27 protein-coding genes are annotated in these 25,774 nt (G+C 69.6%); 11 read left to right on the top strand and 16 right to left on the bottom strand.

All coding sequences use genetic code 11. The annotated features are described in order from the left end of the window. Positions 1 to 105: 105 nt before the first annotated feature. A complete protein-coding gene (locus tag ACFWPQ_RS23435) occupies positions 106 to 1,716 on the bottom strand; it encodes a methyltransferase (protein ID WP_384037954.1) in 1,611 nt (536 codons plus the stop codon). Positions 1,717 to 1,874: 158 nt separating this feature from the next. Here ACFWPQ_RS23435 and ACFWPQ_RS23430 point away from each other — a divergent pair, with 158 nt between their 5' ends. Beyond that, on the top strand, positions 1,875 to 3,086 hold the full coding sequence (locus ACFWPQ_RS23430; RefSeq protein ID WP_384037951.1) for an RNA-guided endonuclease InsQ/TnpB family protein: 1,212 nt from the start codon (positions 1,875 to 1,877) through the stop codon (positions 3,084 to 3,086). Positions 3,087 to 3,180: 94 nt separating this feature from the next. On the opposite strand, the gene ACFWPQ_RS23425 is transcribed toward ACFWPQ_RS23430, so the two are convergent. The 5 genes from ACFWPQ_RS23425 to ACFWPQ_RS23405 all read right to left on the bottom strand — a co-directional run bounded on the left by ACFWPQ_RS23425 (position 3,181) and on the right by ACFWPQ_RS23405 (position 9,010). Then, positions 3,181 to 4,353 carry a 4-hydroxybenzoate 3-monooxygenase gene (locus ACFWPQ_RS23425; protein WP_384037948.1) on the bottom strand — a complete coding sequence of 391 codons (1,173 nt, stop codon included), beginning with the start codon at positions 4,351 to 4,353 and terminating at the stop codon, positions 3,181 to 3,183. Between the two features lie 301 nt (positions 4,354 to 4,654). Next, the gene (locus ACFWPQ_RS23420) at positions 4,655 to 5,605 is read right to left on the bottom strand and encodes a UTP--glucose-1-phosphate uridylyltransferase (protein ID WP_384037945.1); all 951 of its coding nucleotides are present in this window, start codon (positions 5,603 to 5,605) and stop codon (positions 4,655 to 4,657) included. 128 nt (positions 5,606 to 5,733) lie between these two features. Next, positions 5,734 to 7,026, bottom strand: coding sequence for a CaiB/BaiF CoA transferase family protein (locus tag ACFWPQ_RS23415; protein WP_384037942.1), 1,293 nt, complete (start codon positions 7,024 to 7,026; stop codon positions 5,734 to 5,736). A gap of 5 nt (positions 7,027 to 7,031) precedes the next feature. Continuing rightward, complete coding sequence (locus tag ACFWPQ_RS23410; RefSeq protein WP_384037938.1) at positions 7,032 to 8,258, bottom strand: acyl-CoA dehydrogenase family protein; 1,227 nt, start codon at positions 8,256 to 8,258, stop codon at positions 7,032 to 7,034. Positions 8,259 to 8,419: 161 nt separating this feature from the next. Next, entirely contained in the window at positions 8,420 to 9,010 is a 591-nt protein-coding gene (locus tag ACFWPQ_RS23405; RefSeq protein WP_384037935.1) for a hypothetical protein, read from the bottom strand. A 98-nt stretch (positions 9,011 to 9,108) separates the two neighbouring features. Between ACFWPQ_RS23405 and ACFWPQ_RS23400 the strand changes: the two genes are divergently transcribed. Further along, positions 9,109 to 9,813: a TetR/AcrR family transcriptional regulator gene (locus ACFWPQ_RS23400; RefSeq protein ID WP_384037932.1), complete on the top strand. Its 705-nt coding sequence runs from the start codon at positions 9,109 to 9,111 to the stop codon at positions 9,811 to 9,813. 205 nt (positions 9,814 to 10,018) lie between these two features. Further along, entirely contained in the window at positions 10,019 to 10,777 is a 759-nt protein-coding gene (locus tag ACFWPQ_RS23395; RefSeq protein WP_384037929.1) for an intradiol ring-cleavage dioxygenase, read from the top strand. Between the two features lie 39 nt (positions 10,778 to 10,816). Here ACFWPQ_RS23395 and ACFWPQ_RS23390 read toward each other — a convergent pair whose 3' ends face one another. After that, a complete protein-coding gene (locus ACFWPQ_RS23390) occupies positions 10,817 to 11,281 on the bottom strand; it encodes an ATP-binding protein (protein ID WP_384037926.1) in 465 nt (154 codons plus the stop codon). Between ACFWPQ_RS23390 and ACFWPQ_RS23385 the strand changes: the two genes are divergently transcribed. Together ACFWPQ_RS23385 and ACFWPQ_RS23380 are read left to right on the top strand one after the other, a co-directional pair. Continuing rightward, the gene (locus ACFWPQ_RS23385; RefSeq protein ID WP_384037923.1) at positions 11,280 to 12,242 is read left to right on the top strand and encodes a Scr1 family TA system antitoxin-like transcriptional regulator; all 963 of its coding nucleotides are present in this window, start codon (positions 11,280 to 11,282) and stop codon (positions 12,240 to 12,242) included. The two genes, ACFWPQ_RS23390 and ACFWPQ_RS23385, sit on opposite strands and share 2 nt — an antisense overlap. Further along, a complete protein-coding gene (locus ACFWPQ_RS23380) occupies positions 12,239 to 12,496 on the top strand; it encodes a DUF397 domain-containing protein (RefSeq protein WP_384037920.1) in 258 nt (85 codons plus the stop codon). The genes ACFWPQ_RS23385 and ACFWPQ_RS23380 overlap by 4 nt, the downstream gene beginning before the upstream one ends. Here ACFWPQ_RS23380 and ACFWPQ_RS23375 read toward each other — a convergent pair. Further along, positions 12,471 to 13,427 (bottom strand): GlxA family transcriptional regulator, encoded by a 957-nt coding sequence (locus ACFWPQ_RS23375; RefSeq protein ID WP_384037917.1) that lies wholly within the window; start codon positions 13,425 to 13,427, stop codon positions 12,471 to 12,473. The two genes, ACFWPQ_RS23380 and ACFWPQ_RS23375, sit on opposite strands and share 26 nt — an antisense overlap. Before the next feature lie 113 nt (positions 13,428 to 13,540). On the opposite strand from ACFWPQ_RS23375, the gene ACFWPQ_RS23370 reads away from it, so the two are divergent. After that, entirely contained in the window at positions 13,541 to 13,840 is a 300-nt protein-coding gene (locus ACFWPQ_RS23370; RefSeq protein ID WP_384037913.1) for a putative quinol monooxygenase, read from the top strand. 11 nt (positions 13,841 to 13,851) lie between these two features. On the opposite strand, the gene ACFWPQ_RS23365 is transcribed toward ACFWPQ_RS23370, so the two are convergent. Beyond that, positions 13,852 to 14,244, bottom strand: coding sequence for a nuclear transport factor 2 family protein (locus tag ACFWPQ_RS23365; protein ID WP_384037910.1), 393 nt, complete (start codon positions 14,242 to 14,244; stop codon positions 13,852 to 13,854). A 122-nt stretch (positions 14,245 to 14,366) separates the two neighbouring features. On the opposite strand from ACFWPQ_RS23365, the gene ACFWPQ_RS23360 reads away from it, so the two are divergent. Then, entirely contained in the window at positions 14,367 to 15,155 is a 789-nt protein-coding gene (locus ACFWPQ_RS23360; protein WP_384037906.1) for a helix-turn-helix domain-containing protein, read from the top strand. On the opposite strand, the gene ACFWPQ_RS23355 is transcribed toward ACFWPQ_RS23360, so the two are convergent. Both ACFWPQ_RS23355 and ACFWPQ_RS23350 read right to left on the bottom strand, forming a co-directional pair. Continuing rightward, a complete protein-coding gene (locus ACFWPQ_RS23355; RefSeq protein ID WP_361296296.1) occupies positions 15,152 to 15,622 on the bottom strand; it encodes a pyridoxamine 5'-phosphate oxidase family protein in 471 nt (156 codons plus the stop codon). The two genes, ACFWPQ_RS23360 and ACFWPQ_RS23355, sit on opposite strands and share 4 nt — an antisense overlap. Positions 15,623 to 15,867: 245 nt before the next feature. Beyond that, on the bottom strand, positions 15,868 to 17,091 hold the full coding sequence (locus ACFWPQ_RS23350) for an MFS transporter (protein ID WP_384037901.1): 1,224 nt from the start codon (positions 17,089 to 17,091) through the stop codon (positions 15,868 to 15,870). Positions 17,092 to 17,544: 453 nt separating this feature from the next. Here ACFWPQ_RS23350 and ACFWPQ_RS23345 point away from each other — a divergent pair, with 453 nt between their 5' ends. Next, positions 17,545 to 17,982 (top strand): peptidase inhibitor family I36 protein, encoded by a 438-nt coding sequence (locus ACFWPQ_RS23345; RefSeq protein WP_352348600.1) that lies wholly within the window; start codon positions 17,545 to 17,547, stop codon positions 17,980 to 17,982. A 65-nt stretch (positions 17,983 to 18,047) separates the two neighbouring features. Here ACFWPQ_RS23345 and ACFWPQ_RS23340 read toward each other — a convergent pair whose 3' ends face one another. The 3 genes from ACFWPQ_RS23340 to ACFWPQ_RS23330 all read right to left on the bottom strand — a co-directional run bounded on the left by ACFWPQ_RS23340 (position 18,048) and on the right by ACFWPQ_RS23330 (position 20,277). Further along, positions 18,048 to 19,112: a helix-turn-helix transcriptional regulator gene (locus tag ACFWPQ_RS23340; protein ID WP_384037898.1), complete on the bottom strand. Its 1,065-nt coding sequence runs from the start codon at positions 19,110 to 19,112 to the stop codon at positions 18,048 to 18,050. Between the two features lie 249 nt (positions 19,113 to 19,361). Beyond that, positions 19,362 to 19,793: a hypothetical protein gene (locus ACFWPQ_RS23335; RefSeq protein WP_384037895.1), complete on the bottom strand. Its 432-nt coding sequence runs from the start codon at positions 19,791 to 19,793 to the stop codon at positions 19,362 to 19,364. After that, on the bottom strand, positions 19,786 to 20,277 hold the full coding sequence (locus ACFWPQ_RS23330; protein ID WP_384037892.1) for a hypothetical protein: 492 nt from the start codon (positions 20,275 to 20,277) through the stop codon (positions 19,786 to 19,788). The genes ACFWPQ_RS23335 and ACFWPQ_RS23330 overlap by 8 nt, the downstream gene beginning before the upstream one ends. Positions 20,278 to 20,336: 59 nt before the next feature. Here ACFWPQ_RS23330 and ACFWPQ_RS23325 point away from each other — a divergent pair, with 59 nt between their 5' ends. Then, positions 20,337 to 20,846 (top strand): hypothetical protein, encoded by a 510-nt coding sequence (locus ACFWPQ_RS23325; protein WP_384037890.1) that lies wholly within the window; start codon positions 20,337 to 20,339, stop codon positions 20,844 to 20,846. Here the strand turns inward: ACFWPQ_RS23325 and ACFWPQ_RS23320 are convergent. Further along, complete coding sequence (locus tag ACFWPQ_RS23320; RefSeq protein WP_384037887.1) at positions 20,767 to 22,323, bottom strand: hypothetical protein; 1,557 nt, start codon at positions 22,321 to 22,323, stop codon at positions 20,767 to 20,769. The two genes, ACFWPQ_RS23325 and ACFWPQ_RS23320, sit on opposite strands and share 80 nt — an antisense overlap. 128 nt (positions 22,324 to 22,451) lie before the next feature. On the opposite strand from ACFWPQ_RS23320, the gene ACFWPQ_RS23315 reads away from it, so the two are divergent. After that, positions 22,452 to 23,132, top strand: a complete 681-nt coding sequence (locus ACFWPQ_RS23315) for a response regulator transcription factor (protein WP_384037884.1) — start codon at positions 22,452 to 22,454, stop codon at positions 23,130 to 23,132. Further along, the gene (locus ACFWPQ_RS23310) at positions 23,119 to 24,588 is read left to right on the top strand and encodes a sensor histidine kinase (protein WP_384037881.1); all 1,470 of its coding nucleotides are present in this window, start codon (positions 23,119 to 23,121) and stop codon (positions 24,586 to 24,588) included. Before ACFWPQ_RS23315 ends, ACFWPQ_RS23310 begins: the two co-directional genes overlap by 14 nt. 58 nt (positions 24,589 to 24,646) lie before the next feature. On the opposite strand, the gene ACFWPQ_RS23305 is transcribed toward ACFWPQ_RS23310, so the two are convergent. Further along, a complete protein-coding gene (locus tag ACFWPQ_RS23305; RefSeq protein ID WP_384037878.1) occupies positions 24,647 to 25,615 on the bottom strand; it encodes an SGNH/GDSL hydrolase family protein in 969 nt (322 codons plus the stop codon). Between the last annotated feature and the right edge of the window lie 159 nt (positions 25,616 to 25,774).

Below are 25,774 nucleotides of genomic sequence, written 5' to 3'. Positions count from 1 at the left end.
CCTTACGGGGGACGGTTGGGGCAGCGCCCCTGAAAGGGGCGCGGGGAACTGCGCGGCCGGCCCCCACCGGCCCGCGGTGGACGAACCGCCCAACCAGCGGAGCGGTCAGCCTCGCACGGCGTGCAGAAGTGACGCTCCCAGAGGCAAGGTGTGGCAGGCCAGCTGCCTGAAGCCCGCCTCCTTCAGCAGGTGGCCGTAGTGGGCCTCCTCGCGTTCCCGGCCGCCCACGTTGCACAGCATGTGGATGTCCCAGGCCGCCGCCGTGTCGCTGGGGAGCAGGCGTTCCACGATCAGCAGGCGGCTGCCCTCGCGCATCGCCTCCGCGCAGCGGCGCAGGATGGTCAGGCAGCGGTCGTCGTCCCAGTCGTGCAGGACGCGGGACAGGAGGTAGACGTCGCCGCCGGCGGGGACGGAGTCGGTGAAGTCGCCCGCGGTGAAGGTGCAGCGGCCGGTCAGATCGGACAGCTCCGACCGGGCCGCCTCCAGTGCCTCGGGGCGTTCCAGCAGGACGCCGTCGAGGTGGGCGTGGGCCCGTAGGACCCGGCCCAGCAGAGCACCGTTGCCGCCGCCGACGTCGACCACGCGTCGTACGCCGGAGAAGTCGACGAGGTCCGGTACCGGTGTGAACATCTCCGCGCTCGCAGCCATCGACCGGTGGAAGAGGTCGCCCAGCTCGGGGCGGGCGGCGAAGTAGGGGAAGTGGTGCTCGCCGTAGCGGTGGGCGAAAGCTTCCTTCCCAGTGCTGACGGCGTACGGGAGCCCGGCGAAGGAGTCGTAGAACGGGCCGCCGTAGAGGAGTGCGAGGGGGTGGAGGGAGTGGTCCGTGCCCGTGCGCAGGGGGTCGCCGAGGGCGGTGAGGTGGTGGGTGCCGTCGGGGGACGAGGCGAGCAGGCCCAGGGTGGCGAGGTAGCGGAGGAGGCGGCGGAGGGCGTCCGGGTCGGTGTGGGTGAGGGTCGCGAGGGTGGCGGTGTCCAGGGCGGGGTGGGCGGCCAGGTGGTCGGCGATGCCCAGTTCGGCCATGGTGCGGACGGCCTGGGTGGCCCAGGCGCCGGTCATCACGCCGAGGAGGGCGAGGGTGGGGTCGGGGAGGGGTTCCTGGCGGCCGGGGAGGCGGAGTTCGAAGCGGCGGTGGGCGGCGGTGCGGAAGTAGAGGACGGTGATGTTCTCGTGGTTGTTGTAGCCGCCGCCGTCCGGGACCGCGCCGCCGCGTTCCGTCAGCAGGGTGCGCAGCCCGGCGGGGATCACCCGGCCCGGTGCGGTCACCGCGAAGGCGTGGTGGGACTCGTGGCCGTTGGTCCGTTCGTCGGCGGCGACCGTCTCCAGCGGGGAGCCGGGCGGCACGGGCAGCGCGAAGATCTCCACGGTCCGCCCGGCCACCGGCACGTGCACGATCCCGACCGGGCTGTCGCCGACGGCGGCGCCGTAGCGCCGGGCCAGCCGCCCGCGCACCACCACGCTCGGTGTGACGGGACCCGGGTCGAGGCCGGCGCCGCGCAGGTCGTCACGGAGCCCGTCGAGGGAGGCGGGGAAGACCAGTACGGCGGTGTGGTCGTAGCCGAGGTGGCGGGCGGCGTCGGTCCGCTCGTCGGCCGTCAGGCCGGGCAGCAGCTCGGCGAGGACCTGGTCCGTGTCGTGGTCGCGGACGTGGTCGGCCGCGCGCCGGATGCGTACCAGGTCGGTTTCCGTCAGACATGCCTGTACGACGGAGAGGTTCATCGAGGTTCCTTCGTGGATTCCCCGGCCTTCAGACCGAGTAGGAAACGGACTCCTTCGGAGCAGAGCAGGGGAAGCAGAACCGCCGTCAGAGCGGTTCTACGTCCACCGGCCAGCGGCCGACACCCCTGGCTCACATGGGAGCTGATCAAATGTGAGACATGACGCAGCAGGTCAAGCGGGCTTTCAAGTACCGCTTCTACCCCACGAGCGAGCAAGCGGCTGAGCTGTCGCGCACGTTCGGCTGCATCCGCCTCGTCTACAACAAGGCCTTGGAGGACCGCACTCGGGCCTGGTACGGCGAGCAACGCCGCATCTCCTACGTCCAGGCGTCCGCCGCGCTGACACAGTGGAAGAAGACCGAAGAACTCGCCTTCCTCGCCGAAGTGTCCTCTGTCCCGCTCCAGCAGGCGTTGCGGCACCTGCAAGGGGCGTTCGCGAACTTCTTCGCCAAGCGGGCGAAATACCCGCGCTTCAAGAGCCGGAAGAAGTCCCGCGCGTCGGCGGAGTACACCCGTTCCGGTTTCACATGGCGGGAGGGTCGTCTGACGCTGGCGAAGACGGCGGAGCCCTTGGACATCCGTTGGTCGCGTCCGCTGCCCGAGGGTGCGGAGCCGTCCACAGTGACCGTCTCGCGGGACAGTGCGGGCCGCTGGTTCGTGTCCCTTCTGTGTGAAGACACCATCAGCCCGGCCCCCGCCACGGAAGCGGCGGTCGGCCTGGACGCCGGGATCACCTCCTTGGTGACCCTGTCGACCGGAGAGAAGATCACCAACCCGAGGCATGAGCGCCGCGACCGGACCCGGCTCGCGAAGGCGCAGCGGGAACTGTGCCGTAAGCAAAAGGGCTCGAACAACCGGGAGAAAGCCCGCCGGAAAGCGGCCCGCGTACATACGCGCATCACCGACCGGCGCCGGGACTTCCTGCACAAACTCTCGACTCGACTCGTCCGCGAGAACCAAACGGTCGTGATCGAGGACCTCGCCGTCCGCAACCTGCTGAAGAACGGCAGGCTCGCGCGTGCCATCTCGGACGCGGCCTGGACGGAACTTCGCTCCATGCTGGAGTACAAGTGCGCCTGGTACGCGCGCGAACTCGTCGTGGTCGACCGCTTCTTCCCCAGCAGCAAACTGTGCGGGAACTGCGGCACGTTCCGAGAGAAGCTGCCGCTGAACATCCGCGAGTGGACCTGTGAGCGTTGCGGCACAGTCCATGACCGCGACGGGAACGCGGCACACAACATGCTGACCGCCGGGCTGGCGGCATCCGCCTGTGGAGACGGTGTAAGACCTCAACGGGAGTCCTCCCGGACGGGGCAGTCGTCGGTGAAGCAGGAAACCCAGCGGGTGACCGCTGGAATCTCCCGCCTTTAGCTCTTTCAGGCGAGGGAAGAAGTCAAGAAAGGTTCCCGGTGAGACCGAGACCGTGGGCAGGGAGAACCGGGGACGGCCGTGCCGGCCCCGGGGGTCAGATGCCGGTGTAGTTCTCGGCGAAGAAGTCCTGGTGCGTGCGCGAGGTGCGCAGGCTCTCCAGGCGGGCGTACTGGAGCGCACGCCCGTAGCGGGCCTCGTCGTCCTCGCCGGCCGGGCCGTGCAGCAGGCCGCTCATCCAGTGCGAGAACTCGTGGGCCCGCCAGACGCGGGGCAGGCAGTCGGCGGCGTACCGGGCGAGGCCCGTGCCGTCGCCGTGGGCCAGCTCCCCTTCGAGGGCACGGGCCAGCAACTCGGCCTGGAGAATGGCGAGGTTGGCGCCCTTGGCGGCCGAGGGGCTGATGAGTCCGGCCGCGTCGCCGGCCAGCCACAGCCGGCCGGCGCCCGGGGACTCCAGGACGTCGGAGCGCAGGTCGACGACCGTCTTCTCCAGGACGGGGCCGTCGCGCAGCGGCCCGAACTCGTCCGTCCGCAGCCGGGCCGCGAGCTCCGTCCAGATCCGGTCCTCGCTCCAGTCCGCGGGATCGGTGCCGCGCGGACACTGGAGGTAGTAGCGGGTGACGGTGGCGGTCCGTGCCATGTGGCCGGCGAACCCGCGCTCGTGCAGGGCGTATCCGACCGCCTCCAGGCTGGGCGGGGCGGCGACCAGCACGGCCAGCCAGGAGACCCCGTGGTCCCGGCGGGCGGTGCGGGTGCCGCGGGCCGTCAGCGCGGCGCGGCCGATCCCCCGGTGCCCGTCGCACCCGGCGACGTACCGCCCGGTGACGTCCCCGCCGTCACGCACCCGTACCCGGGCCGCCGAGACCTCATCGGCCACTTCCGCCGCCTCGGTGTCGAACCGGATCTCCCCGCCGCGCCGCAGGTACTCGGCGATCAGGTCCCGTACGAGTTCCTGCTGGGGGTAGACGGTGTGCGGCTCTCCGAGGCCCAACTTCCCGTAGTCCAGGGTGAATTCGCCGCGGTCGCTGCGGAACAGGCAGGTGGTGTGGGTCTTCCCGCGGGCCAGCAGGCCGGCCGCCAGGCCGTTCTCGGTCAGCACGCGGACGGAGTGGGCGGCGAGGAATCCGGCCCGGGCCCGGCCCTCCACGGCGGCCCGGTCGCGCCGCTCCAGGACCACGCAGTCGATGCCCCGGTCCAGCAGCAGGTTCCCCAGGACGAGCCCCGCCGGGCCGGCGCCGACGATCACTACACCGACCTGTGCTGTTGTCATTCCCCGCCCCTGGAGTTGCCCTCTGTCCAGAAGGTTTCATATCAGCACAATCCGGCACAGACGCCGAAGAAGCGGACTAATTACCCCTAAAGGGTTGCCGAGGGGGACGTGAGCTGCCGAGGACACGCGGAAAGGGCGTGGAAACGGCGCGGTGCCCGTCCGCATCGAATGCGGACGGGCACCGGATCGAGCGCCGGGCAGGCCTTGCACCTGCATTTCCCCGCAGGAAGCGGAGCGTCTTTCCTTGGACCACCAACGCAGCACCAGCCACCGTGAGTTGCGGCGACCAGCTCTGTAACGATCATACCGTACGCGGTGCGTCGCCCCGCCCGTCGTCCCGCCCCTCGTCCCGCCCGTCGCCCTCGTCGAGCTTGCTGACCAGACCGCGCAGCACGGGCCCGTACTCGGGGTGGGCGAGGGCGAAGGCCATCTGGGCGACGAGGTAGTCGGCCGGATTGCCGGTGTCGTACCAACGACCCTGGATGACCTGCCCGTACACGGCCCGGCTGGTGGCGTAGGCGTTGATGGCGTCGGTCAGGTACACCTCGCCGGTGCGGTGCTCGTACCAGCGGCGGGTCTGCTCGCGCAGCTCGTCGATGATGCCGGGGGTGACGACGTAGCCGCCGATGGCCGCGTACGGTGACGGCGCGTCGGCCGGCGCGGGCTTCTCGACCAGGCCGGTGATCCGCAACTGGCCGTCGCCGAGGTCCTCCTTGACTATCGGCACGCCGTAGCGCTGGGAGTCGGCGGGGTCCATCGGCAGCAGGGCCAGCACCGGGCAGCCGGTCTGCTCGTAGGCGCGGATCAGCTGCTGGGCGCGGGGCACCTCGGCGACGAACACGTCGTCGGGCCAGAGCACGAGGACGGGTTCGTCGCCGAAGGAGCGGGCGGCGTTCAGCACGGGAGTGCCGTTGCCGTACGGGCCGTACTGGTCGAGGTAGGTGATGTGGCCCTTGCGGGCCAGCTCGGCGACCTCCTCGACGGCGTCCGCGTAGGCCGTCTTCCCGTCGTTACGCAGCTGCTCGACGAGTCCCGGGTTCGGCCGGAAGTGGTCCTGGATCAGGCTCTTGCCGCCCGAGACGACGATGGTGATGTCGGTGATGCCCGAGTCCACCAGCTCGCGCACGGTGTGCTCGATCACCGGTTTGTCGCCGACCGGGAGCATCTCCTTCGGCGTGGCCTTGGTCAGGGGCAGCAGGCGGGAGCCCAGTCCGGCGGCCGGGATCACGGCCCTGCGGATCGTCGGGGACATCAGGTCTCTCTCGGTCGAACGGCACGGGGTACGCGGACGCTACCAACGGACTTTGTGCCACCCGGGAAACACCGGCCGTCCGGCTCCCTTCGTCGAGACGATTTCCAGGCGAAGCCGGGATGAAGAGTTCAGCGCGGCGGCTCCGTCTCCGGGGCGTCGGGGACCACTCCCCCGGCGTGCAGTTCGGCGATCTCGGCGGGGCCGAATCCCAGCTCGGCGAGGATCTCGTCGTTGTGCTCGCCCAGGTCCGGCGCTCGTTTCGCCGGCACCTTCGGCACCCCCCGGAGGTTGACCGGACTGCCGACGGTCTCCGTCAGCCCGCCGACTCCCGCCAGCGGCACGACGATGCCGTTCTCACGCAACTGCGGGTCCCGCGCGGCCTCTTCCGGCGTCTGGATGAGGCTGTAGGTGATGCGTTCCCGGTCCAGCGCGTCCTTCCAGTGGGCGAAGGGCCGCGAGCGGAACGCGGTGTCGAGCAGTTCGGCCAGCGCGGTGGAGTGCTCGACCAGCCCCTGCAGGTCGGAGAACCGGGGGTCTTCAAGGAGTTCGGGGTGCCCGACGGCGCGTGCCAGTCCCTGCCAGCGCGCGGGTGAGGCGACCAGCATGAGCCACTCGCCGTCCGCGGTCCGGTAGGGGTTGTTCAGCGGGTTCGCCGGTGCCTTCCGGTCGTGCAGTTCGAAGGGGGTGCCGTCGGCGAGGGCGGCGGCCACGAGGGTTCCGGTGGCCCAGACGCCCGTGGCGAGCAGTGACGTCCCGACGTCGGCCCCTTGCCCCGTTCGCTCACGGCGGTAGAGGGAGGTCGTGATCGCCGCGTAGACGGCGATCGCCGTCGTGTAGTCGCCGCTGCCCCAGACCGGTACGGTCGGCGGGGCGCCCGCGTCGCGGGTGGAGGCGAGCAGGCCGCTGCGCGACCAGTAGGCGGTCAGGTCGAAGCCCGGCTGCCGGGCGTCGGGACCGGTGTCCCCGAAGCCGGTGAGATCCGCGTAGACGACCCTCGGGTTCCAGCCGGAGACCTCCTCGTAGCCGAGGTGCAGCTTCTCGCGCGTGCCGTGCGGGAAGTTGGTGATGACCACGTCGGCCCACTCGACGAGCCGCTTGAGGACCTCGACGGCCGCCGGTGACTTCAGGTCCAGCACCATGCCGCGCTTGTTGCGGTTGGCGAGGTGCCAGCTGTAGTTCGCCCGCGCCCGCGGACTGGGCGGCACGGAACTGAGCCGCCGCTGGGGGTCGCCCGTCCCCGGCGGCTCGATCTTGATGACGTCCGCTCCGAAGTCGGAGAGCATGGTGGCCGCGGCCGGCGCCGCGATGAACGAGGACGCGTCGAGGACCTTCAGGCCGCTGAAGACGGATTCGGTGGTCGCGGATTCGGTGGTCGCGGATTCGGCGGCGCCGGATTCGGGGGTCACGGATTCGGGGGTCATCGGCGTCACTTCACGAAGGCGCTCAGGCCGTCGGTGACGGCGCGGCCCACGATCAGGGTCTGGATCTCCCGGGTGCCCTCGTACGAGTAGAGGGCCTCGGCGTCGGCGACGAAGCGGCCGACCTTGTAGTCGAGGATGATGCCGTTGCCGGCCAGCAGCTCCCGGGCCCAGCCGACGTTCTCCCGCATCCGCACGGTGCAGTACGCCTTCGCCAGGGCGGAGTGCTCGTCCCGGTAGATCCCGGCGTCCTGCAACTGGGCCAGGCGCGTCACCATCCCGCACGAGGCCGTGGCGTTGCCCAGCATCTTCACCAGCAGGTCCTGGACGAGCTGGAAGCCTCCGATGGGCCGCCCGAACTGCTCGCGTTCCTTCGCGTACTGCAACGCGATCTCGTACGCGCCGAACATCACGCCCACGGCCTGCCACGCCACCCCGCTGCGCGTCTGGCGCAGGATGCCCGCGGTGTCCTTGAACGAGTTCGCGTTCTGCAGCCGGTTGGCCTCCGGAACGCGGCAGCCGTCGAGCACGATGTCGGCGTTCTGCACGATCCGCAGCGCCATCTTGTTCTCGATCTTCGTCGCGGTGAACCCGGGGGTGTCCTTCTCCACGACGAAGCCCAGCACGTGGTTGGTCTCCGTGTCCCGCGCCCAGATCACGACCAGGTCGGCGAAGGTCGCGTTGCCGATCCACCGCTTGGCCCCGTCGAGGACCCAGCCGTCGCCGTCGCGGCGCGCGGTCGTCCGCAGGCCGCCGGCCACGTCGGAACCCCCGTGCGGCTCGGTCAGCCCGAAGGCTCCGATCTTCTCGAAGCGGCTCATCGCCGGCAGCCACCGCCGCTTCTGCTCCTCGGAGCCGCAGGCGAGGATCGAGCCCATGGCGAGCCCCGTGTGCACGCCGGAGAAGGTCGCCAAGGACGCGTCGGCATGCGCGAATTCCAGCGCGAGGAATCCCGAGAGGAGATTGCTCGGCTTGGATTCCGCGGAGTCCGGGTCCGCCCAGTCCACCAGCCCGAGCCCGCCGAATCCCGCCACCAGCTGAAAGGGGAACTCGGCCCGGGCCCAGTAGTCGTCGACGAGGGGAGCGGCCTGCGTGGCGAGGAATTCACGGACGCGCTCGATCTTCTCCCGCTCGCTGTCCGTCAGCATTTCCTCGAAGGAATAGAAGTCGGCGGGCAGCAGCCCTTTGCCCAGGTAGGGGCCGGACGGCGTGGGCAGGAGCGGGGTGGCACCCATGGGAATGTTCCTCCAGCACTGCGGGACAAGGCTCGGTTCTCCGGCGCGATTAGATCCGGGTCCCGCACCGATTCCCGCGAGCCCTCGCCGTTCAAGGGGTGCCCTCGTCGCGGCGAACTACCCTAATGGCCCCTTCGTGCCCGGGTCCTTGGTCGACACGGTCAGCCCCTTGGGGTGGAGCGGGACAGGCGGATCGCCGAGACGAGGAAGAAGATCCCGCCGAGCGTGGCGTAGCCGGCGAGGGCGGTCAGCGAGGGGTCGTCCTGTGAGGCGCTTCGGACGAAGGACGCGCCGGCCAGCACCGAGATGCCGCCGCTGAGGATCATGGCCCACTGGCCGCCCATCGGCCGGCGCGCGACGCCTACGAGGAGCTGGACCAGGCCGGAGACGACCGCCCACGCGCCCCAGACGCGCAGCACGTCGGCGACGCCCGAGGTGCTGGCGACCGCGACGCCGACGGCGGCGAGCGCGCTGACGGCCATGTTGGCGTACAGGCCCTTGACCGGCCCGGTGGCGCGCGCCGACCTGGCGTCGACGACGGCCGCGGCCACGTCGAAGGCGGGATAGAGGAACAGCAGCACCTTGGCCCCGGCGGTGAGATCGGAGCCGGACACCAGCAGGAGCGCCGCCCACGCGGCGGCGAAGGCGAAGCGGACGGCGTACAGCCGGCGCAGGGCGGGCGTGGCGCCGACGTGCTCGGTGGAGGCGGCGGCGGAGCGCCGGAGTGCGGGACGGACGGCCGGACGGATCACGGGAAACCCCATCTCGAAGTAGAGAGAACGTTCTCTCTTGTCTGCAGCCTGGCACACCCCTTCCGCCGAAAACAAGAGAGAACGTTCTACCTGCTACGATGAGTGATATGACGCAGACGGAACCCGGCACCGGCGGGAGAGTCTCCAAGGCCCGAGAGCGGCTCCTGAGGACCGCCGGGCAGCTCTTCTACACCGAGGGCATCCACACGGTGGGGGTCGACCGTCTGGTCGCCGAGGCGAAGGTCACCAACGCCACCTTCTACCGCCACTTCCGCAGCAAAGAAGAGCTGGCCGTCGCCTACATCGGAAGCGTCGACCAGGCGATCCGCACCCAGATGGGCACCCTGACGGCCGCGGACGTGCCGACCGACGGCATCCTGCGGGGCATCGGTGCGTCCCTGGTCGAGCAGATCCGCTCGCCCGGCTACCGCGGATGCGCCTTCCTCAACGCGGCAGCGGAATTCCCCGCTGCCGACCACCCGGTCCACCGGGCCGTCGTGCAGCATCGCGCGTGGTTCCTGCAGACGATCACCGGACTGTTCGCCGAGATCACGGAGGCGTCCGCCGAGCACGCCGGGCGGCACTTCGTCATGCTCCGCGACGGCGCGATGAGCGCCGGCTACCTCGGCGACCCCGTCATGGCCGGCGAGACCCTGCTGCGCGGCATCGAGGGGCTGCTGCGGGTCCACACCGCCCGTCGGCTCGACGAGGGCGCCGCCCCCGCCCCCGACCAGGCGCCCGACCAGGCGCCTTCGACGGCCGCGACGGTCTCCGACATCGAGTGCTCGCCGCCCGGCGCGTAGCGGTCGAGGCGCGACCGGCCGCGGCGAGCGCTCGGGCCAGGGTGTCGGCAACGGCTCGATCAGCGCCCGCAAGTCGTCGTCCACGATCCATGGCCGAGTCGAACGGCGATCGCCGGTTCCGCTGTCTCAACTCAAGACTTGACGGTAGCTCACTTTACGGAACTGACAGCTTGCCGACAGGTACCCTTCCTACGGTGCCGTGTTCATGACAGACACCTCAGATGACGCCCGCTCCGTCGGGCGCCGTACCGTACTCGTCGCCACCGGGACGACCGCCGCTGCCCTGGCCGTAGGCGCAGCGGTCTCGACCGAGGCCCCCGCGGCAGCCGCCACCCCGGACCTCCAGCCGGCCGCCGCGGCGGCGGTCTGCACCCTCACGGAGGAACTGACCGAGGGCCCCTACTACCTCGACGGCGCGCTGGTCCGCACCGACATCACCGAGGGCAAGGCGGGCATCTCGCTCAAGCTCGCCCTCACCGTCGTCAACTCCGCCTGCACCGTCATCCCCAACGCCCTCGTCGAGGTCTGGCACACCGACGCGCTCGGCGAGTACTCCGGCTACGTCGGCAACAACGGCCACAACGAGTCCGACGACGGCACCTTCCTGCGCGGCGGCGTCCTCACCAACTCCAGCGGCGTCGCCAACATCACGACGATCTACCCGGGCTGGTACCGGGGCCGCTGCATCCACATCCACGTGAAGGTCCACACGGGCGTCACCCTGACCTCCAACGGCTCCTTCACCGGCGGTACGACCGTGCACACCGGCCAGCTCTTCATCAACGAGACCATCACCACGGCGGTCGCCAAGGTCTCGCCCTACTCGACCAACACGACCACCCGCACCACCCTCGCCCAGGACTCGATCTACGACGACGGGGGCGCCACGTCCGGCCTCATGACCGTCACCGGCTCCACCACCGCCGGCTACACCGGCACGCTCACCCTCGGCGTCTCCACCTGACGACGCCCGGGCCCCGGGGCACGTCCCCCGGGGCCCGGCTCAGGGTCTGCGACGAAGCGGCAGGTCCACCTCGGCCCGTACGGTCTTGCCCGGTGCGCCGTCGCAGTCCCGCTCCAGCACCTCCCACCGATCGGCCAGCGCGGCCACGAGCACGAGCCCGCGCCCACCGGCGTCCAGCGGCCCCGACGGCCGTACGTCCCGGGGGCCGGGCGGCCGCCGTTCGGCCCGGGTGTCGGTGATCTCGACCCGCACGCTCCCCGGCACCAGCGAGAGCCGCAACTCGAAGTCTCGCCCCGGCACCCGCCCGTGCGTCACGGCGTTGGCAGCCAGCTCGGCGACGATCACCTCGACCTTGTCGATCACTTCCGCCGACGCGAACCGGCCACCCCACGTGTGGAGTTGAGCGACGGCGAGATGCCGCGCGAGCCGGGCGCCCCGCGGGGTGCCGCTGAGCCGCTGGGCGAGTGTTCGACTGACGGTGACGGTGGTGGGGGGAGCGTCCATGCCCCCAATCTGGCGCCGGGAGAGGGCGGTTCTCCAGGTGGGAGCCACGTACGCCGTCTCCGCGTACGCGGTCACCGACTGGACCGTACCGGTAACTCGCCGTCACCATGGGTGCCGGGAGGTGGCCTACGTGGGCGATGGAGTGGAGCCGGAGTCGTCGGACAGTCTGCGGACCTTCGGGGCGGTGGTCCAGGCCCTGCGCGAACACGCGGGGCTGAGCAGGGAGGAGTTCGGCGAACGGGTGCGGTTCTCGAAACACACGGTGGCGTCGGTGGAGTTGGGAAGGAGGATGCCGGACGAGTCGTTCGTGGAGGCCGCGGAGGAGGCCTTGGGCAACACGGGGGCCTTAAGGCGGGCGGCGGGGCATGTGGCGCGGCAGCCGGGGTTGGCGGCTTGGTTTCGGCGGTGGGCGCGGATGGAGGCTTCGGCGGTCAACCTCTACACCTACGAATGCCGAGTGGTACCAGGCCTGTTGCAGACGGAGGCGTACGCGCGGGCAGTGTCGCTCAGTGTGCCGCCGATCCCCAACGACCAGGAACTGGACGACCGGGTGGCTGCCCGAGTCGCCAGGCAGGAACTGCTGTCCACCCGGCGCGAGCGACCGTGCGCGTTCAGCTTCATCGTCGAACAGGCCGTGCTGGAGCGACGAACGGGCGGCGACGACGTCACACGAGAGGTGCTCGGCCATCTGCTGGAGGTGATCGACCGCCACCGGAACGTGGAGGTCCAGATCATGCCCCTGCTTCAGCCCGTGCACGCCGGCCTGGATGGCCCGTTGCAGCTGCTTGAGACCCCCGAGAATCAGTGGTTCGCTTATTCGGAAGGACAGAACAACGGCCGCCTCATCGCCGATCCGAAAGAGATCAGCGTCCTCCACCAGCGGTATGGAAAACTGCGCTCGCAGGCCCGCAACCTTCGGGACTCCAGGGCCCTGTTGGAGCGGATGCGAGGAGCGCTATGAGCACGTCCGAACTGACCTGGTTCAAGAGCAGCCACAGCAGCGGCAGCGAGGGCGACTGCGTCGAGGTAGCCCTCCATTGGCGCAAGTCCAGCTACAGCAGCGGCAGTCAGGGCGACTGCGTCGAAGTCGCCACCTGCCCCACCACCATTCACATCCGCGACTCCAAGAACCGTCAGGGCCCCCAACTCGCCCTCTCCCCCGCCACCTGGGCCGGTTTCCTCGCGTCGGTCAGCGGCGCAGCGCGCCTGTCGTAGTGCCGGTGCGCTCGCGCAGCAGGACGCGCAGGGTGTTGGCGTGCTCGTAGCCGACCTTGCGGGCGACGGCCTCCAGGGGCAGGTCCGTGGTGCGCAGCAGGTGCGAGGCGCGTTCGACGCGCAGGTCCTGGACGAAGCGGACCGGTGACGTGCCGAGTGTGCGGCGCATGGCCCGCTGGAGCGTGCGTTCGCTGACGCCGACGGCCCGTGCCGCGTCGGCGATCGAGATCGGCTGGTCGAGGTGGATCCGGGCCCAGCGCTCGAAGGCCGCGAGCATGGGATCGCTCTGCGCGAGCGCCGCGGCGATGGTGTACGAGGCCTGCGAGGGGCGTTCGTCGACGACCAGGTAACGGGCGACCAGGTCCGCGAGCGCCGGGCTGGTGGTCCGTACGATCGCGAGCGCGAGGTCGACGTGGGCGAAGGCCGCGCCGGCCGTGGTCACGCCGTCCGACGTGGTGACCATGCGGGTCTCGTCGAGCGTGACCGCCGGGTAGCGGGTGCGGAAGTACGGGGCGAGCCACCAGCTCGTGGTGGCGCGCAGCCCTTCGAGGACTCCCGACTCGGCGAGGAGGAACGTCCCGCTGCAGGCGGAGCCGATGGGGGTCCGGCGTTCGCGTGCCGTGGCCACCAGCCGCCGCAGGGGCGCCGAGTCCGGACCCGAGACGTAGGCGATCAGGGCGTCGGGCCGCCGCTCGGCCAGCGCGGGCACCAGCAGCAGGTCCGCGTCCTCGGCCGCGTCGACGGGAACGGTCTCGACGACGTGCCCGGCGCCCGTACGGACGCGTCGGCGGAAACCGATCGTGGTGACGTTCCAGGCGGGCGGCGGTTCCGGAAGCTCGTCGCGCATGGCGTTCGCCCCCGCCAGCACGTCGAGGAGGGACGCCAGCCCGGAGTCGAAGACGCCGTCGTAGGCGAGTACAGCCACGTTCATGACGGAAACGCTATCGGATAAGTCGTTTCCGCCACTGGGTGAGGCGGTGCGGGCGGCCTAGATTCCTTGTTGTCCCTCCCCCCAACCCCCAACCCCCATCACAGGAGTGCACTATGAGCAAGCTCGGACTGCTGGCGCAGATCGAGGCCAAGCCCGAGTACGCCGACAAGGTCGAGGCCCTGCTGCGCGACGCGCTGCAGCTCGCGCAGCAGGAGGACCACACCGTCGCCTGGTTCGCGTTCAAGCTGGGCGACACGACGTTCGGCGTCTTCGACACCTTCGACGACGAGCAGGGGCGGCAGGCGCACCTGCAGGGCAGGATCGCGGCGGCGCTGACGGAGGCCGCGGGGACCATGCTCAGCGAGGCCCCCGGGATCAGGCCCGTCGACGTCCTGGCGGTCAAGCTGCCCTGACCCGGCGGGTCCTAGTCGTGCGCCTCGGGGTCGAAGCCCTCGGGCGCACGGTCGAGGAAGACCGTGACGGAGCTGATCCGGCCGTCGCCGTCGAGGTGCAGCACGTCGGTTCCGGTGGCGAAGGAGGTGCCGGCGTCGTCGCCGGTGAGGATCTCCCACCGGAGCCGGGCGCGGTCGTGGTGGACCTGCGGCTGCTCGCGCAGGCGGAGCGTGACCCGGCCCATGTGGGCGGCGAACTGGTTGCGGAAGTCGATCAGCGCCTGGGTCCCGTTGAGGACCCCGATCTGGGCGCGGTACTCGACGCCGTCGGCGAAGGCGGCTGCCGCGTGTGCGCGCTGCTCCTGCTCGGTCCCGGTGTTCCAGAACCGTACGTAGTCGTCGAACCGTTCGGCGGTCTCGGTCATGGTGGCTGTCCTTTCGCGGTGAACTGCGTTGCCCTGCCCAGAATTTGAGGGTGCGCGGCGCGTGCTGTCGATGACCTGCGAGGTCATTGCCGTGGCGCGCGCCGCCGGGCAGCCTGGGGTGCATGACGACGACCACCACCGAGCCGGTCGGGGTGCTGGTGCGGCGCTGGCGTGAGCGGCGGCGGCGTTCGCAGCTGGACGTGTCGCTCGCCGCCGAGTTGTCGACCCGGCACCTGAGCTGCATCGAGACCGGGCGGGCGCGACCGAGCCGGGACATGGTCCGGCGGCTGTGCGACGAACTCGACGTGCCGCTGCGGGAGCGCAACGCGCTCTATCTGGCGGCCGGTTACGCCCCGGTGCACCGCGAACGCGCCTACGCCGACCTGGGTGCGGCGCGCGCGGCGGTGGAGGCCGTCCTCGCCGGGCACGAGCCGAATCCGGCGCTCGCCGTCAACGTGCGGTGGGAGCTGCTGGCCGCGAACCGGGCCATGGGGCTGTTCCTCGGCGACGTCGCGCCGGACGTGACCGGTCCGCCGCTCAACGTGCTGCGGGCGACCCTGCACCCCGACGGCCTGTCCGGACGCATCCGGAACCTCGCGCAGTGGCGCGCGCACGTGCTCCGCCGGGTCCGCCGCCAGCTGGACCGGACCTCGGCCGCGGGACTGGCCGAACTCCTCACGGAACTGGAGAGCTACCCGTCCCCCGAGCCGGACGAGCCCCGGGACACCGGATCACCCCACGACGACCTGGTGGTCCCCCTGCGCCTCTCCTCCGACCACGGCGACCTCGCCCTCCTCTACACCACCACGGTCTTCGGCTCCCCACGGGACGTGACCCTGGACGAGATCGCCATCGAGACCTTCTTCCCGGCGGACGCGCACACGGCCGCGGTGCTGCGGGCGATGACCTAGACCAGCCACTTCCCGTCACGCATCAGGGTCCGCCCGGCCAGCTCGGGAACGGTTCCCCATGCCTGCAGCACCTGCGGGGCGACCTGGAAGAAGACGTACGACGGGTGGTCCTTGCGGGGGTCCCAGCCGTCCTTGGCGGCGAAGGCGTCGCCCACCCCGTCCGGCAGCTCCTCCCGGGTCAGCATGCGCGCGGTGCCGTGGACCAGGACCACGTCGCGGGTATGGCCGAAGGAGAGCCGGACCCGGCCCGAGGCGCGGAGGTTGCGCCCGGTCGGGTTGGTGTCGCGGGTGGCCAGCCACACGCTCTCGCCGTCCCACCAGAAGGCAAGCGGAACGAGGCACGGCTCGCCGGTACCGTCGGCCGTGGCGACCCATACGTCGTTGTCCCGCGCGAGCCGCTCCAGGGCCTCGCGCTTGCGCTGCTCCTGGCTTCGGGGTTCGCTGCGGCGAGAGTCAACTGATGCCATACGGCGAGGCTATGACGGTACGCACCCGGCCACATCCGGCGACGGGCCTAGGGCGCGAGGCGTAGGGCCGTACTCGTACCGCGTGTCGAACAGTCGACATCTTCGTCGCACAGCCGTACGGCCCGACCGCGTGTCCCTCCCGAAGCCGTCACCGAGCGGCCCCGGGAGGCTGAACTCCTCGGCCTCTTCGTGGCCACGTCCGGGTGCACCCGGCGACAGCAGGCAGGCGTGGCGCGCGCCCGCGTTCACGCACTGTCGGGCGCGGGCAGGGCCGCCGGCTTCCGGGTCGACCGGAGCCACAGCAGACCGGGCCACAGCCCGGCCACCGCCGATGCGGCTCCCATGAAGGACAGGGCGAAGACCGGGCTCTGCCACTGTGCGAGCAGTCCGGCGCCTCCGGTGCCGACGCCCTGGGCGGTGAGGTTCATGGCCGACGCCACGCCCATGCCCTGGGCACGACGGTCGTCCGGCAGCAGTTCGACCAGCGTGGAGACGGAGACCACCACCTGGATGCACCACAGCGCGTTGCTGACGGCGAAGGACACCATGGCCAGGTAGATCCCGCCGCCCTGGATCGCGACGGCGACAAGCGGAAGGCCGGTGGTGAAGCACAGCAGTGGTAGGTGGTCCGCGTAGCGGTGGGCCGGCACGAACCGGTGGAACGCCCACAGGCCGGCCACCGCGCCCACACCCGTGCTGGCCAGCAGGACGCCCACCCAGACCGATCCGAGGCCGAGGGCGCTGGTGTAGGGCGCGGCCACCGCCTCGGGGGCGATGTAGAAGAACCCGAGTGCTGTGCTCAGGAAGATCGCCCGTCGGCGAGGCTCGGCCCACAGGACGGTCAGACCGGCTGCGACGGTTCCTGTTCCCTCCGGTGTCCCGGCAGCCGGGCGCGACTTGACGAAGCACCAGTAGAGCCCGAACGACGCGACGAAGGTGGTGGCGTCAAAAGCGAGACACGCCCGCGGAGTGAAAACCGAGGACACCACACCGCCGAAGGCGAAGCCGAAGATCTGAGCCGCCTGCATGGTGATCTGCCGGACAGACATGCCGATCGGATACTGCTCGGCGCTGAGAATCTCGCGCAGCAGGGCAAGATGGGCCGCTCTGTACGGTCCACCCAGAAACGACATGACCGACACGAGCAGGCAAAGAACACCGAGCGGAACATCTGGAATCACCATGGCCCCGGCGGCGATGGCCCGACAGATGTCCACCGTCATCAGGACACTGCGGCGGGGCCGCCGGTCCGCCAGGTGGGAAAGCGTAAGCGCCCCGACAACGCTCGGCACGTAGGTCAGCGCATAGGTGAGGCCGGTCAGGGCCGCAGAGTCCGTGCGGTCGAACACCAGGATTGCCAGCGCGACCCGGGCCAACTGGTCCCCGAAGAACGAAACCAGTTCGGCCAGCCAGGTGGCGCGGAACTCAGTCGAAGAGAAAAGGGACCGTGGGGTGGGTTTGCCATGCACGGCGTTACCCTCGATTCTTCAATTTGCGCCCTCAGGAGGCCTGACGGGAGGAATGCCGGAATGCACTGGTGCGTCCATCGGCCGGTCGATGGACGGGACAATGACGATGCACAGCCAGGAAGGCGGACCGGCGCATGCCCGCGCCGATGGGTACGGGCATGCGCCGGCCTTTCTTCCTTGCTGGTTCTTCTACCAATAGGGCTTCAGCATGGCTGTTCTCCCTTCCTGACGTTCACATTGATCATTACATCAAATGAGGGCAGGAAAGTATTGAACAACCACGCCATGCCGTGGCATACGCGCGCCACCGGTGGCGCCGCGCAATCCAGGCCGTGTCCAGGTTGGCACGGTCGTACCATCGGCGGGCATGGATGTCCTAGCACCCCAAGGTGGAAGTAGTGGATACTGCAGCATGCAACCGGTAGGGCAAATTCTCTGCTGCAAAACAAAGAGATGAGGATCCTGAACAAGATGCGAGCAGCTGTAGTGATTCCGGCAATAGCTTTGGCCCTGGCAAGTGCAGGGGTAATGGGGCCGACGGCCAGTGCCGCCACATCCTGCCCGTCAGATGAGGTTTGCCTCTACAAGGACATCAACTTCTCGGGGCCGATGTACGTGGTTCCCAAGATCACGTTGAGTAACGGCGTCAAGACGTCGTGCGTAAATGACCTGGCGGGCAAGAAGTTCTCGGACGGAACTCCGGCGGACAACCAGGCTTCCTCGGTCAAGAACAACACGGACAGCGCGTTGATTCTGAACCAACATGCCGAAACCGCCGGAATCTATTCGGTTGTCAGCGGCGGCGGGTCGGTCGCCGACCTGCGGGTGGCACCGGCTCCGGCCACGAGCGGAACCGTCGATCTCAACGACAGGGTTTCTCGCGCCTGCTGACAGCGAAACTCGCCGCCTACGGCGACCTCCTCGACGAGGGTTGCGCCGGACCCACGTCGAGCAGATCAGGAGTCGCCAATTCTTCTGTTCCTCAGATATGCCCCGGGGGTTGACCCGTAGTAGGCCTTAAAATGCCGAATAAAGTGACTCGAATCCGAAAAATGCCAGCGCGCAGCCAACGCGGAAATATCTTTTAGCGTTTCGGTTCCCACTAGTTCGTCGTGAGCTTTTTGGAGACGCCTCCTGCGCGCGAATGTCATCATCGATTCACCTGACACCGAAAATGATCGGTGCAGTGTCCGGAGTGAGACACCAATACGCTGAGCGACCATCCGAGGTGAGAGATCACGGCTGTCCAGATGACGCTCGATGACATTTCTCGCAGCCGCAACAGTCATACTCGCGTGAGTATCCGACTCCATGCCCCAACAATCGGACATGATTCCCGAGATGAGTGCGGCGAGAGCATCCCGAAGGGTAATTCGTATGGATTTCGAGACGCCTGGGTTATCGACACTCTCGTCAATCATCTCAATGAATTTCAGGAGAAACGTAACTTCCGGCATACCGGCGTCTGCCACGTACGCGCGATCAAGCACTCTTACCGAACTGACGCGAGGGACCACCAGGTGTCTGGGAACGGATATGACGTGCGTCGAAAAGGAGGCGGAGCAAGAAAACTCCCATGACAGTTTGGTGTCGCGAATGAACATCTGGCCCGGCTTGACGGTATGTTCTCCCCCTTCACCGACAAATGAGATCCAGCCCGCCTTGACCACATCGGCCACGATCGGATCATCGGCCGTACTGCCGCAGGACACCCCATTCATTGCGCCGCAGTAAATCCGGGCATACAGCAGACCGTCGATTACGTGACCTTGAGCGTCGAAACGGAACCCGTCAGGATTGGCAGATCTCGGAACAGAAACTCCTGTCAGGTGCGACAAGGGTGCCAACTCATCGCCACTCAGAGTCTGAGCACCCCTCTCGATTTCCTGAGCAGTGAGTGTTACGAAGTTTCTGAACTTGACATCGCCGGCCGGCCGATCGTCGCCGCCGGACGGGGGGACGCCCGGCAGGCGCCCGGGGGCCTGCGAACTCCCGCCGGGAGACAGGTGGGAACGTGTCATCGTATTTCCCCTGCTGATGTTCACACGGTGGTTGGAGGCCTGGTGCTCACGGGTGCGAGGATGCGCCGCACCGTACGGAAACGGCGTGGACGCTGCCTGATCGAGGGAACCGGCCGCGTGACCATGGAACAGGGCGCGTGTGCACGGCCCGTTGACGTCCACTGCACGGCCCGTTGACGTCCACTGCACCGGCCGCGGGTCCGTGGGGCAGGGCGATTGCATGGTTGGTTGATCGTGTGTTGGCGCAGGTCAGTTGAGTCCGAGGACGGCGAGTGGCCGCTCGTAGGGGCGGAGGGCTGTCGTGCGGAGTCCGGCGGCGATGTCGGTGTGGCCGGCGGCGCGGAGCTGGTTGACGGCGAAGCTGCGGAGGGTGGCCATGTTCTCCGGGCCGTGTCCGGTACGGATCTTGGTGGGGTACCCCCGGGCGGAGCCTGGGGGAGCGTCCTCGCGGAAGGCTGTGTCCCGGACGAAGTGGAGCCTGTTTTCGATCACCCAGGGCGCCCTCAAGATCGTTGCGATCCGTTCCGGAGATGCCTGGCGGCTGGTCAGGTCGGTGATGGCGTAGACGGTCTCGCGGCTCTGCTTGCCGGTCTTGGTGTCGGTGCGGTGGCGTACGACCTTGGCGACCTGGGTGGCGCGGGGGGGCTCTCCCCCACCACGTGGGCCGGCTTCCTCACGCACGCCGGGAAGCAGCCGTCCTGACCTGCTTGGCCAAGGCGTCCGACACGGCCTTGGGAACCGTGGCGGTGAGGCCGGCCTCCTTGGTGAAGGCGAGTGCCCCGTTGTAGGCGCCGCCGCCACAGCCGTCGGACTGGCGGCTGAGCCGCTTCTCGGTGGACGCGTCGATGAGGGGCCTGGTGCTGCCCGCGCGGGTAACGCGGAAGCGGACCGTGCCGAGGTCGGGGCCGATGTCGTCCGGCAGCGGCAGACTGACGCTCGTGACGGCCTCGGCCCGTATCCGGTCCTCGACGCACCTGTCGTGCGCGCAGAGTCGGACGGAGGCGCCGGCGAGACCGTCGTAGCCGTCCTGCGCGAAGAGCACTCCGACCTGGGCCACCACACCGACACCGGCGCAGGGTACCGCGTTCCCCGCGCACCCGGACAAGCCGACGAGGAGCGCGACGGCACCGCCGAGCGCCCGTGCGTACCGGACCGGATCAAGCACTGCTTCCCCCCTTGCCACCTGCCCATCATCACCCACGTCGGCAGTGCGACGATCACCGCATGAGACATCGAAGACGGATCCTTTTCGCCCTCCTCACGGTCGGCCTCCTCACCTCGTGCTCCGGCGGCGGGGACACGGCCCTGGACGGCAGTTCGCAAGCGTCCGGCGTCGCCGGATACGACCACGCCCAGGTCGGCGACGAGTACTGGGTGGCCATGCCACCGTTGGCGAACAAATCGGGGAAGCCGCTCACCGTCCTCGACGCGGAGATCGTCCACGTGCCGGCCGGGCTGCGCATCACGGGTTACCGGGTGGCGGACAGTGCCGACTCCGGCGGCGGTTACCTCATCGGGTCGTCGCCTGTCGCCGCCACGGACGACGTCAAGGTCGGTCCGATCCGGGTCGCGGCGCACAGCCAGTCGGACCTCTACTACGAGGCCCGGGTCAAGGTGACCGGAGCCGTGCACGGGGACCTGGCCGACTGCCGCTTCACGTACCGGCAGGGCTCCACGACACACCACCAGGATCTCGGCTGCGACACCCGGATCCGCCTGGGCAAGCCTCTCTGAAGCGGTCGTCCCGGACATAGACGGTGACTCGCGCCCCGTTGACATGGGTTGTCCCGTACGCGCGGAAGTGGCGCCGCAGGGTACTGGTCTTCGCTTCCTCCTGCGGGTCGGTCGGCGCGTGCGCACCCGCCGGGGCGCGGACCGCGACGATCCGGTCGAATTCCAGCATGCGTGCCGCGATGGCCTGGGCGGGAAGCTCGACGCCTGCGAGTGTGTTCGACGAAACGGGGTCCTGTGCCAGGGCGAGATCGGTCAGAGAACGGGTGTCCTCGGGGTTGGCCGCGGTCCAGGCCCGGTACCGGCCGGAGAGATAGAGCAGCCCGTCGCCGGGACGGCCTTCCCTGCGTACGGTCGCGCCGATGGCGGTGACGTCGTTGCTCCGGCTCTGGGGCGTCCGCAGCGCAAGGCTCGGCGGGACGAGCGCGGCCAGTACGGCGACCGCCGCGATCCACGCGGTGCGGGAAGACCGCCGCAGCCGGTGGAAGTGATCCAGCCAGGCGCCCAGCAGCAAGGCGGCCCCGATGTTGCCGTAGAGCACGTACCGGTCGACGAAAAGGGGCTTGGCCAGTGAGGCGATCAGCAGCAGAAGGCCCGGCAGCACGAGAATCGGCACAGCCAGCGCGGAAAGCCGCACGGGCCTCCTCGTCCCCAGGGGCGCTCGGGCACACAGCACGCCCACGACCGCCACGACCAGGAAATAGTGAAGCCGCACCGGTCCGTTGATCCAGGACACCTGCTCCGACTGCCCCGCACTGCGGATCGCCAGCGGCAACAGCCCGGCCACAGCGCCCGCGGCAGCCACACTCCACGCCCTCAGCACCGATCGTGGAACACGGGAGACGACCAGGGTGACGCCGTGTGCGACCAGGGCGAGGACCGCGAACTCATGGAGCAGACAGGCCAGCAGCATGGTGGAGCCATAGACCGCCCACCGCCACCGGGTGCGATGCGAGACGCCGGCCACGAGCGCATACGTGGCCCAGGTGACCAGGGCACAGACCATGGCGTACGAGCGGCCTTCCTGGGCGTACTTCTGCACCTGGGGAAGGAGCGCGAACACCAGCCCGGCCAGCAGCCCGGCACGGGGTCCCGCCAGGCGCAGCCCCAGCAGCCCGACTCCGCTCGCCGCCACGGACATCGCCAGCACGGACGGCAGCCGCAGTGTCAGCAGCCCTCCGCCGAAGAGACCGAAGATCTCGTGCATCACGGCGTAGTAGAGGACATGGACCAGATCGACATGCTGGGCGGTGTGCCATATCTGCGAAAGATCGCGGTGCGCGAGCTGATAGGTGACGGACTCGTCCCCCCACATGGTGTTCTGCCTGCGGATACCCCAGAGCCCCAGAGCGAGGGTCAGCGACGAGGGTGCGACGACGACAACGGCCACGGCTCCGGCCGGGCTCGGTGACGGCCGACGGGCGGGTACGGGAGGGGAGACCGACCTGGTCACGGTGGGGACGCGTGCAGCAACGGACATCGGCGACAGGGCCTTTCAGCAGGGGCGAGGAAACTCCGTCACCTTGCCGGGACCTCGTTGACCGGACGCTGACCCGACCTGACCGGCCGATCAGGAAGGCGGGCCGGCGCTGTGCGAGGCTGCACCGCATGCGCATCCTGGTGGTCGAAGACGAGGTGGACCTCGCCCGGACCCTGCACACCGGTCTGACCGCCGAGGGCTACAGCGTGGACCTGGCCCATGACGGCAGGCAGGGACTGTGGATGGCCCGGACCGGCGAATACGCCCTCGTCGTACTGGACTTGATGCTGCCCGGACTCAACGGCTACAAGGTCTGCGCCCAACTGCGCCGGGAGGGCAACGCGACCCCCATCCTGGTACTCACCGCCAAGGACGGGGACTGGGACCAGGCCGAGGCCCTGGACACAGGGGCCGACGACTACCTGGCCAAACCCTTCTCCTACATGGTGCTCGTCGCACGGCTGCGGGCCCTGGTCAGACGAGCCGCCACGGTCGCCCCGCCCGTCCTTGCCGTGGGCGACCTCTCGCTGGACGTCGCCGGCCGGGTCTGCCGCCGGGCCGGGACCCGGGTGGACCTCACCCCCCGGGAGTTCGCCGTCCTCGAACTGCTGGCCCGCCGGGCGGGCCAGGCGGTCTCCAAAGCGGATCTGCTGTATCACGCGTGGCCCGACGAGGCATGGGATCCCAACCTGGTGGAGGCGCGCGTCAGCGCGCTGCGCAAGAAGGTGGACGCCGCGTTCGACCGGCAGTCCTTGCAGACCGTACGGGGTTCCGGCTACCGGCTGGTGGACGACCGTGACCGCGACTGAGCCGCGGCGCCGCTGGTGGCCGCGGTCGGTACGAGCCCGCACGGCGCTGGCCGCCGCCTCGACCGCCGCCGTCATCCTGCTCGGCATCGGCTGGTGGCTGCACCACGATCTCTACCGCCAGAGCACGCAGATCGCCGAGGACCAGGCGAAGGCACAGCTCTGGGCTCTCTGCGATCAGTTGCGCCAGGGTGTCGTCCCCGACTCCACCAGCTCCGTGCCGTACGAGGTCGTCGCCACCGGCCGGCGCACCGCTGTCGCCTACGGCGGAGGCATGGACGACTTCGATCCCGGCACCCACCACGTGCTGCCCGCCCCGCCGAAAGCCCTGCGGGTCGAGATCATCACCACCGTCCGCCTGCCCGCGAACCCCGACTACGACCCCAGTGACAAGCTCTCCGTGGCCGGCGGGACCCACCAGGTCGTCACGGCCGACATCGGGCCCGATGAACTGAGCAGCGCCAAAGCCGCCGCTCTGGGCGTCACCGCCGACGCCAGGCTGCGGGTCTATGTGGTGGTGCTCCCGAACACCGCCGAGGCCATCGCCAGGACCACCGACCACCTGCTGCTGCGGGCCGGGCTCGTCGGCCTCGTACTGATCGCCGCCGCCACCTACTTCGCCGTCCGCCGCGCGCTGCGGCCGGTCGAGGCCATCCGCGTCCTCACCGCCTCGGTCACCGCGCATGACCCCCGCGAACGCGTCACCGTCCCCGCCACGGGACACGAGATCACCGCCCTCGCCACCACCATCAACACCACCCTCCAACGCCTCGACGACGCAGCCGCCCAGCAACGCCGCTTCGTCGCGGACGCCGCCCACGAACTGCGCAGCCCCCTCACCACCCTGCTGGCCAGCCTGGAGGTCGCGCTCGCCTACCCGGAACGCACCGACTGGCCCGCCGCGGCCACCACCGCCGCACGACAGACCCGCCGCCTCCAGGCCCTCGCCGAAGACCTGCTGCTCCTCGCCCGCCTGGACACGCGCACCCCCACAGCCGACCCCGACACGGTCGACCTGACAGCCCTGGCCGCCCGACTGACCGAGCAATACCCCCTACCCGAACGGCCGTTGGCCCTCACCTGCGACAGCACCGCTCCCGCACACGTACGCGGCAACCCCGACGAATACGAGCGACTCCTGCGCAACCTCATCGACAACGCCGCCCGCCACGCCGCCCACCGCATCCAGATCACCGTCCGGAACGAGGGCGCCGGGATCGTCCTCACGGTGCACGACGACGGACCGGGCGTGCCCGCCGAGGACGCCGAGCGCATCTTCGAACGCTTCGTCCGGCTCGACGACGCCCGCTCCCGCGACCAGGGCGGCACCGGCCTGGGCCTCGCCATCGCCCGCGACCTGGCCCACCGCCACCGCGGCACCCTCACCCTCGCCCCCCGCACCCTCGGCGCCTGCTTCGAGCTACGCCTTCCCCAAGCCCCCACCCCGGCCGGGACATGACGAACCGGCCTCCGGCTGGTGCCGGAGGCCGGTTCGCCGCTGCTCGGTGCGGGTCGGCTCAGCCGAGGGTGTTCAGCATCGCTTCTTCGACGTGGTCGGCGGCGTTGCGGTGGCCGAGGGCGTTGGGGTGCACGAAGGACAGCTGGTCGGGGAGGGTGACGAAGCCTTCGACCCACTTGTGGTCGTCGCAGACGCTGTGGTTGTGGGAGGAGGTGTAGAGGTCGACGAAGCCGGCGGCATCCTGGGTGCCGGTCGAGTCGTCGATGGCCTTGTTGAGGGGTTCCAGGACGTCCTTGCGCAGCCACTCAAGGTCGCCCTGGGTGATCGTGCCGAACTTCGTCAGGTCGCCGAAGTCGCACTTGGAGGTGTCCTTGGGGACGATGGTGGGGTAGCCGACGGCCAGGATCTTCGCGTGCGGCGCCCGTTCGTGGAGCACGCGGAGCATCCGGTCGTACTCCTGGCGCACCTTCTTCAGCCGGGCCGCGATACCGGCGCCCTCCGCGTCCTTGCACGGGGTGCCCTTGCCCTCGCTCTCGCCGCCCAGCTGCGGGCACTTCATGAGGAGGTCGGCGAAGCCGAGGGTGTTTCCGCCCACGCCGACGGTGATGACGTCGGTGTCCGCGCCTACCGCCTCGGACTGAGGGGGCACCGCGGGGAAGGGGTAGTCCGGGTCCTCGGAGATGGGCGGCAGGTGGCGGCCGATCGGGTGCTGGGGTGTGTCGGTGACGTTCTCGATGGTGGCGGCGCCGCAGCTGACGTTGGTCAGCTCGAAGAGAGCGCCGAGGTCACGGTCGATGACCTGGGGGTAGGCCCGGTCGGTGCGCTCGCAGCCGTCGCGCGGGACTTCGAAGGTGTTGCCCGCGGCGTGGATGACCCCGGCGGTGTAGGAGTCACCCAGGGCGACCCACTGGTGCTGCTCGGCCGCGGCGGCGGGTTGCGCCCCTGCGAACTGTGCGGGGACAAGAGCGCCGGCGGCGAGAGCTGCGGCCGGGCCGAGCAGGGCCAGACGAGTAAGGAAGCGTGCCACGAATCCTCCAGGGATGCGATGTTGGCGTCGCTTTGACCATAAAGAGACCGTCACTAAATGCACTAGATCCAATGCGGACAGTAGCCATTGATCGGCCTGGTGCGTCTCTGTGGGTGAGCGAGACTCGGCGTGTCGACCACTCACCCCCTACCGGCGACC

Origin of the sequence: Streptomyces sp. NPDC058464, from assembly GCF_042721035.1 — a bacterium.
In the GTDB taxonomy this organism is placed as follows: domain Bacteria; phylum Actinomycetota; class Actinomycetes; order Streptomycetales; family Streptomycetaceae; genus Streptomyces.
Note: the sequence above shows the minus strand (reverse complement) of the source record. Positions and strands in the feature narration are given on the sequence as shown.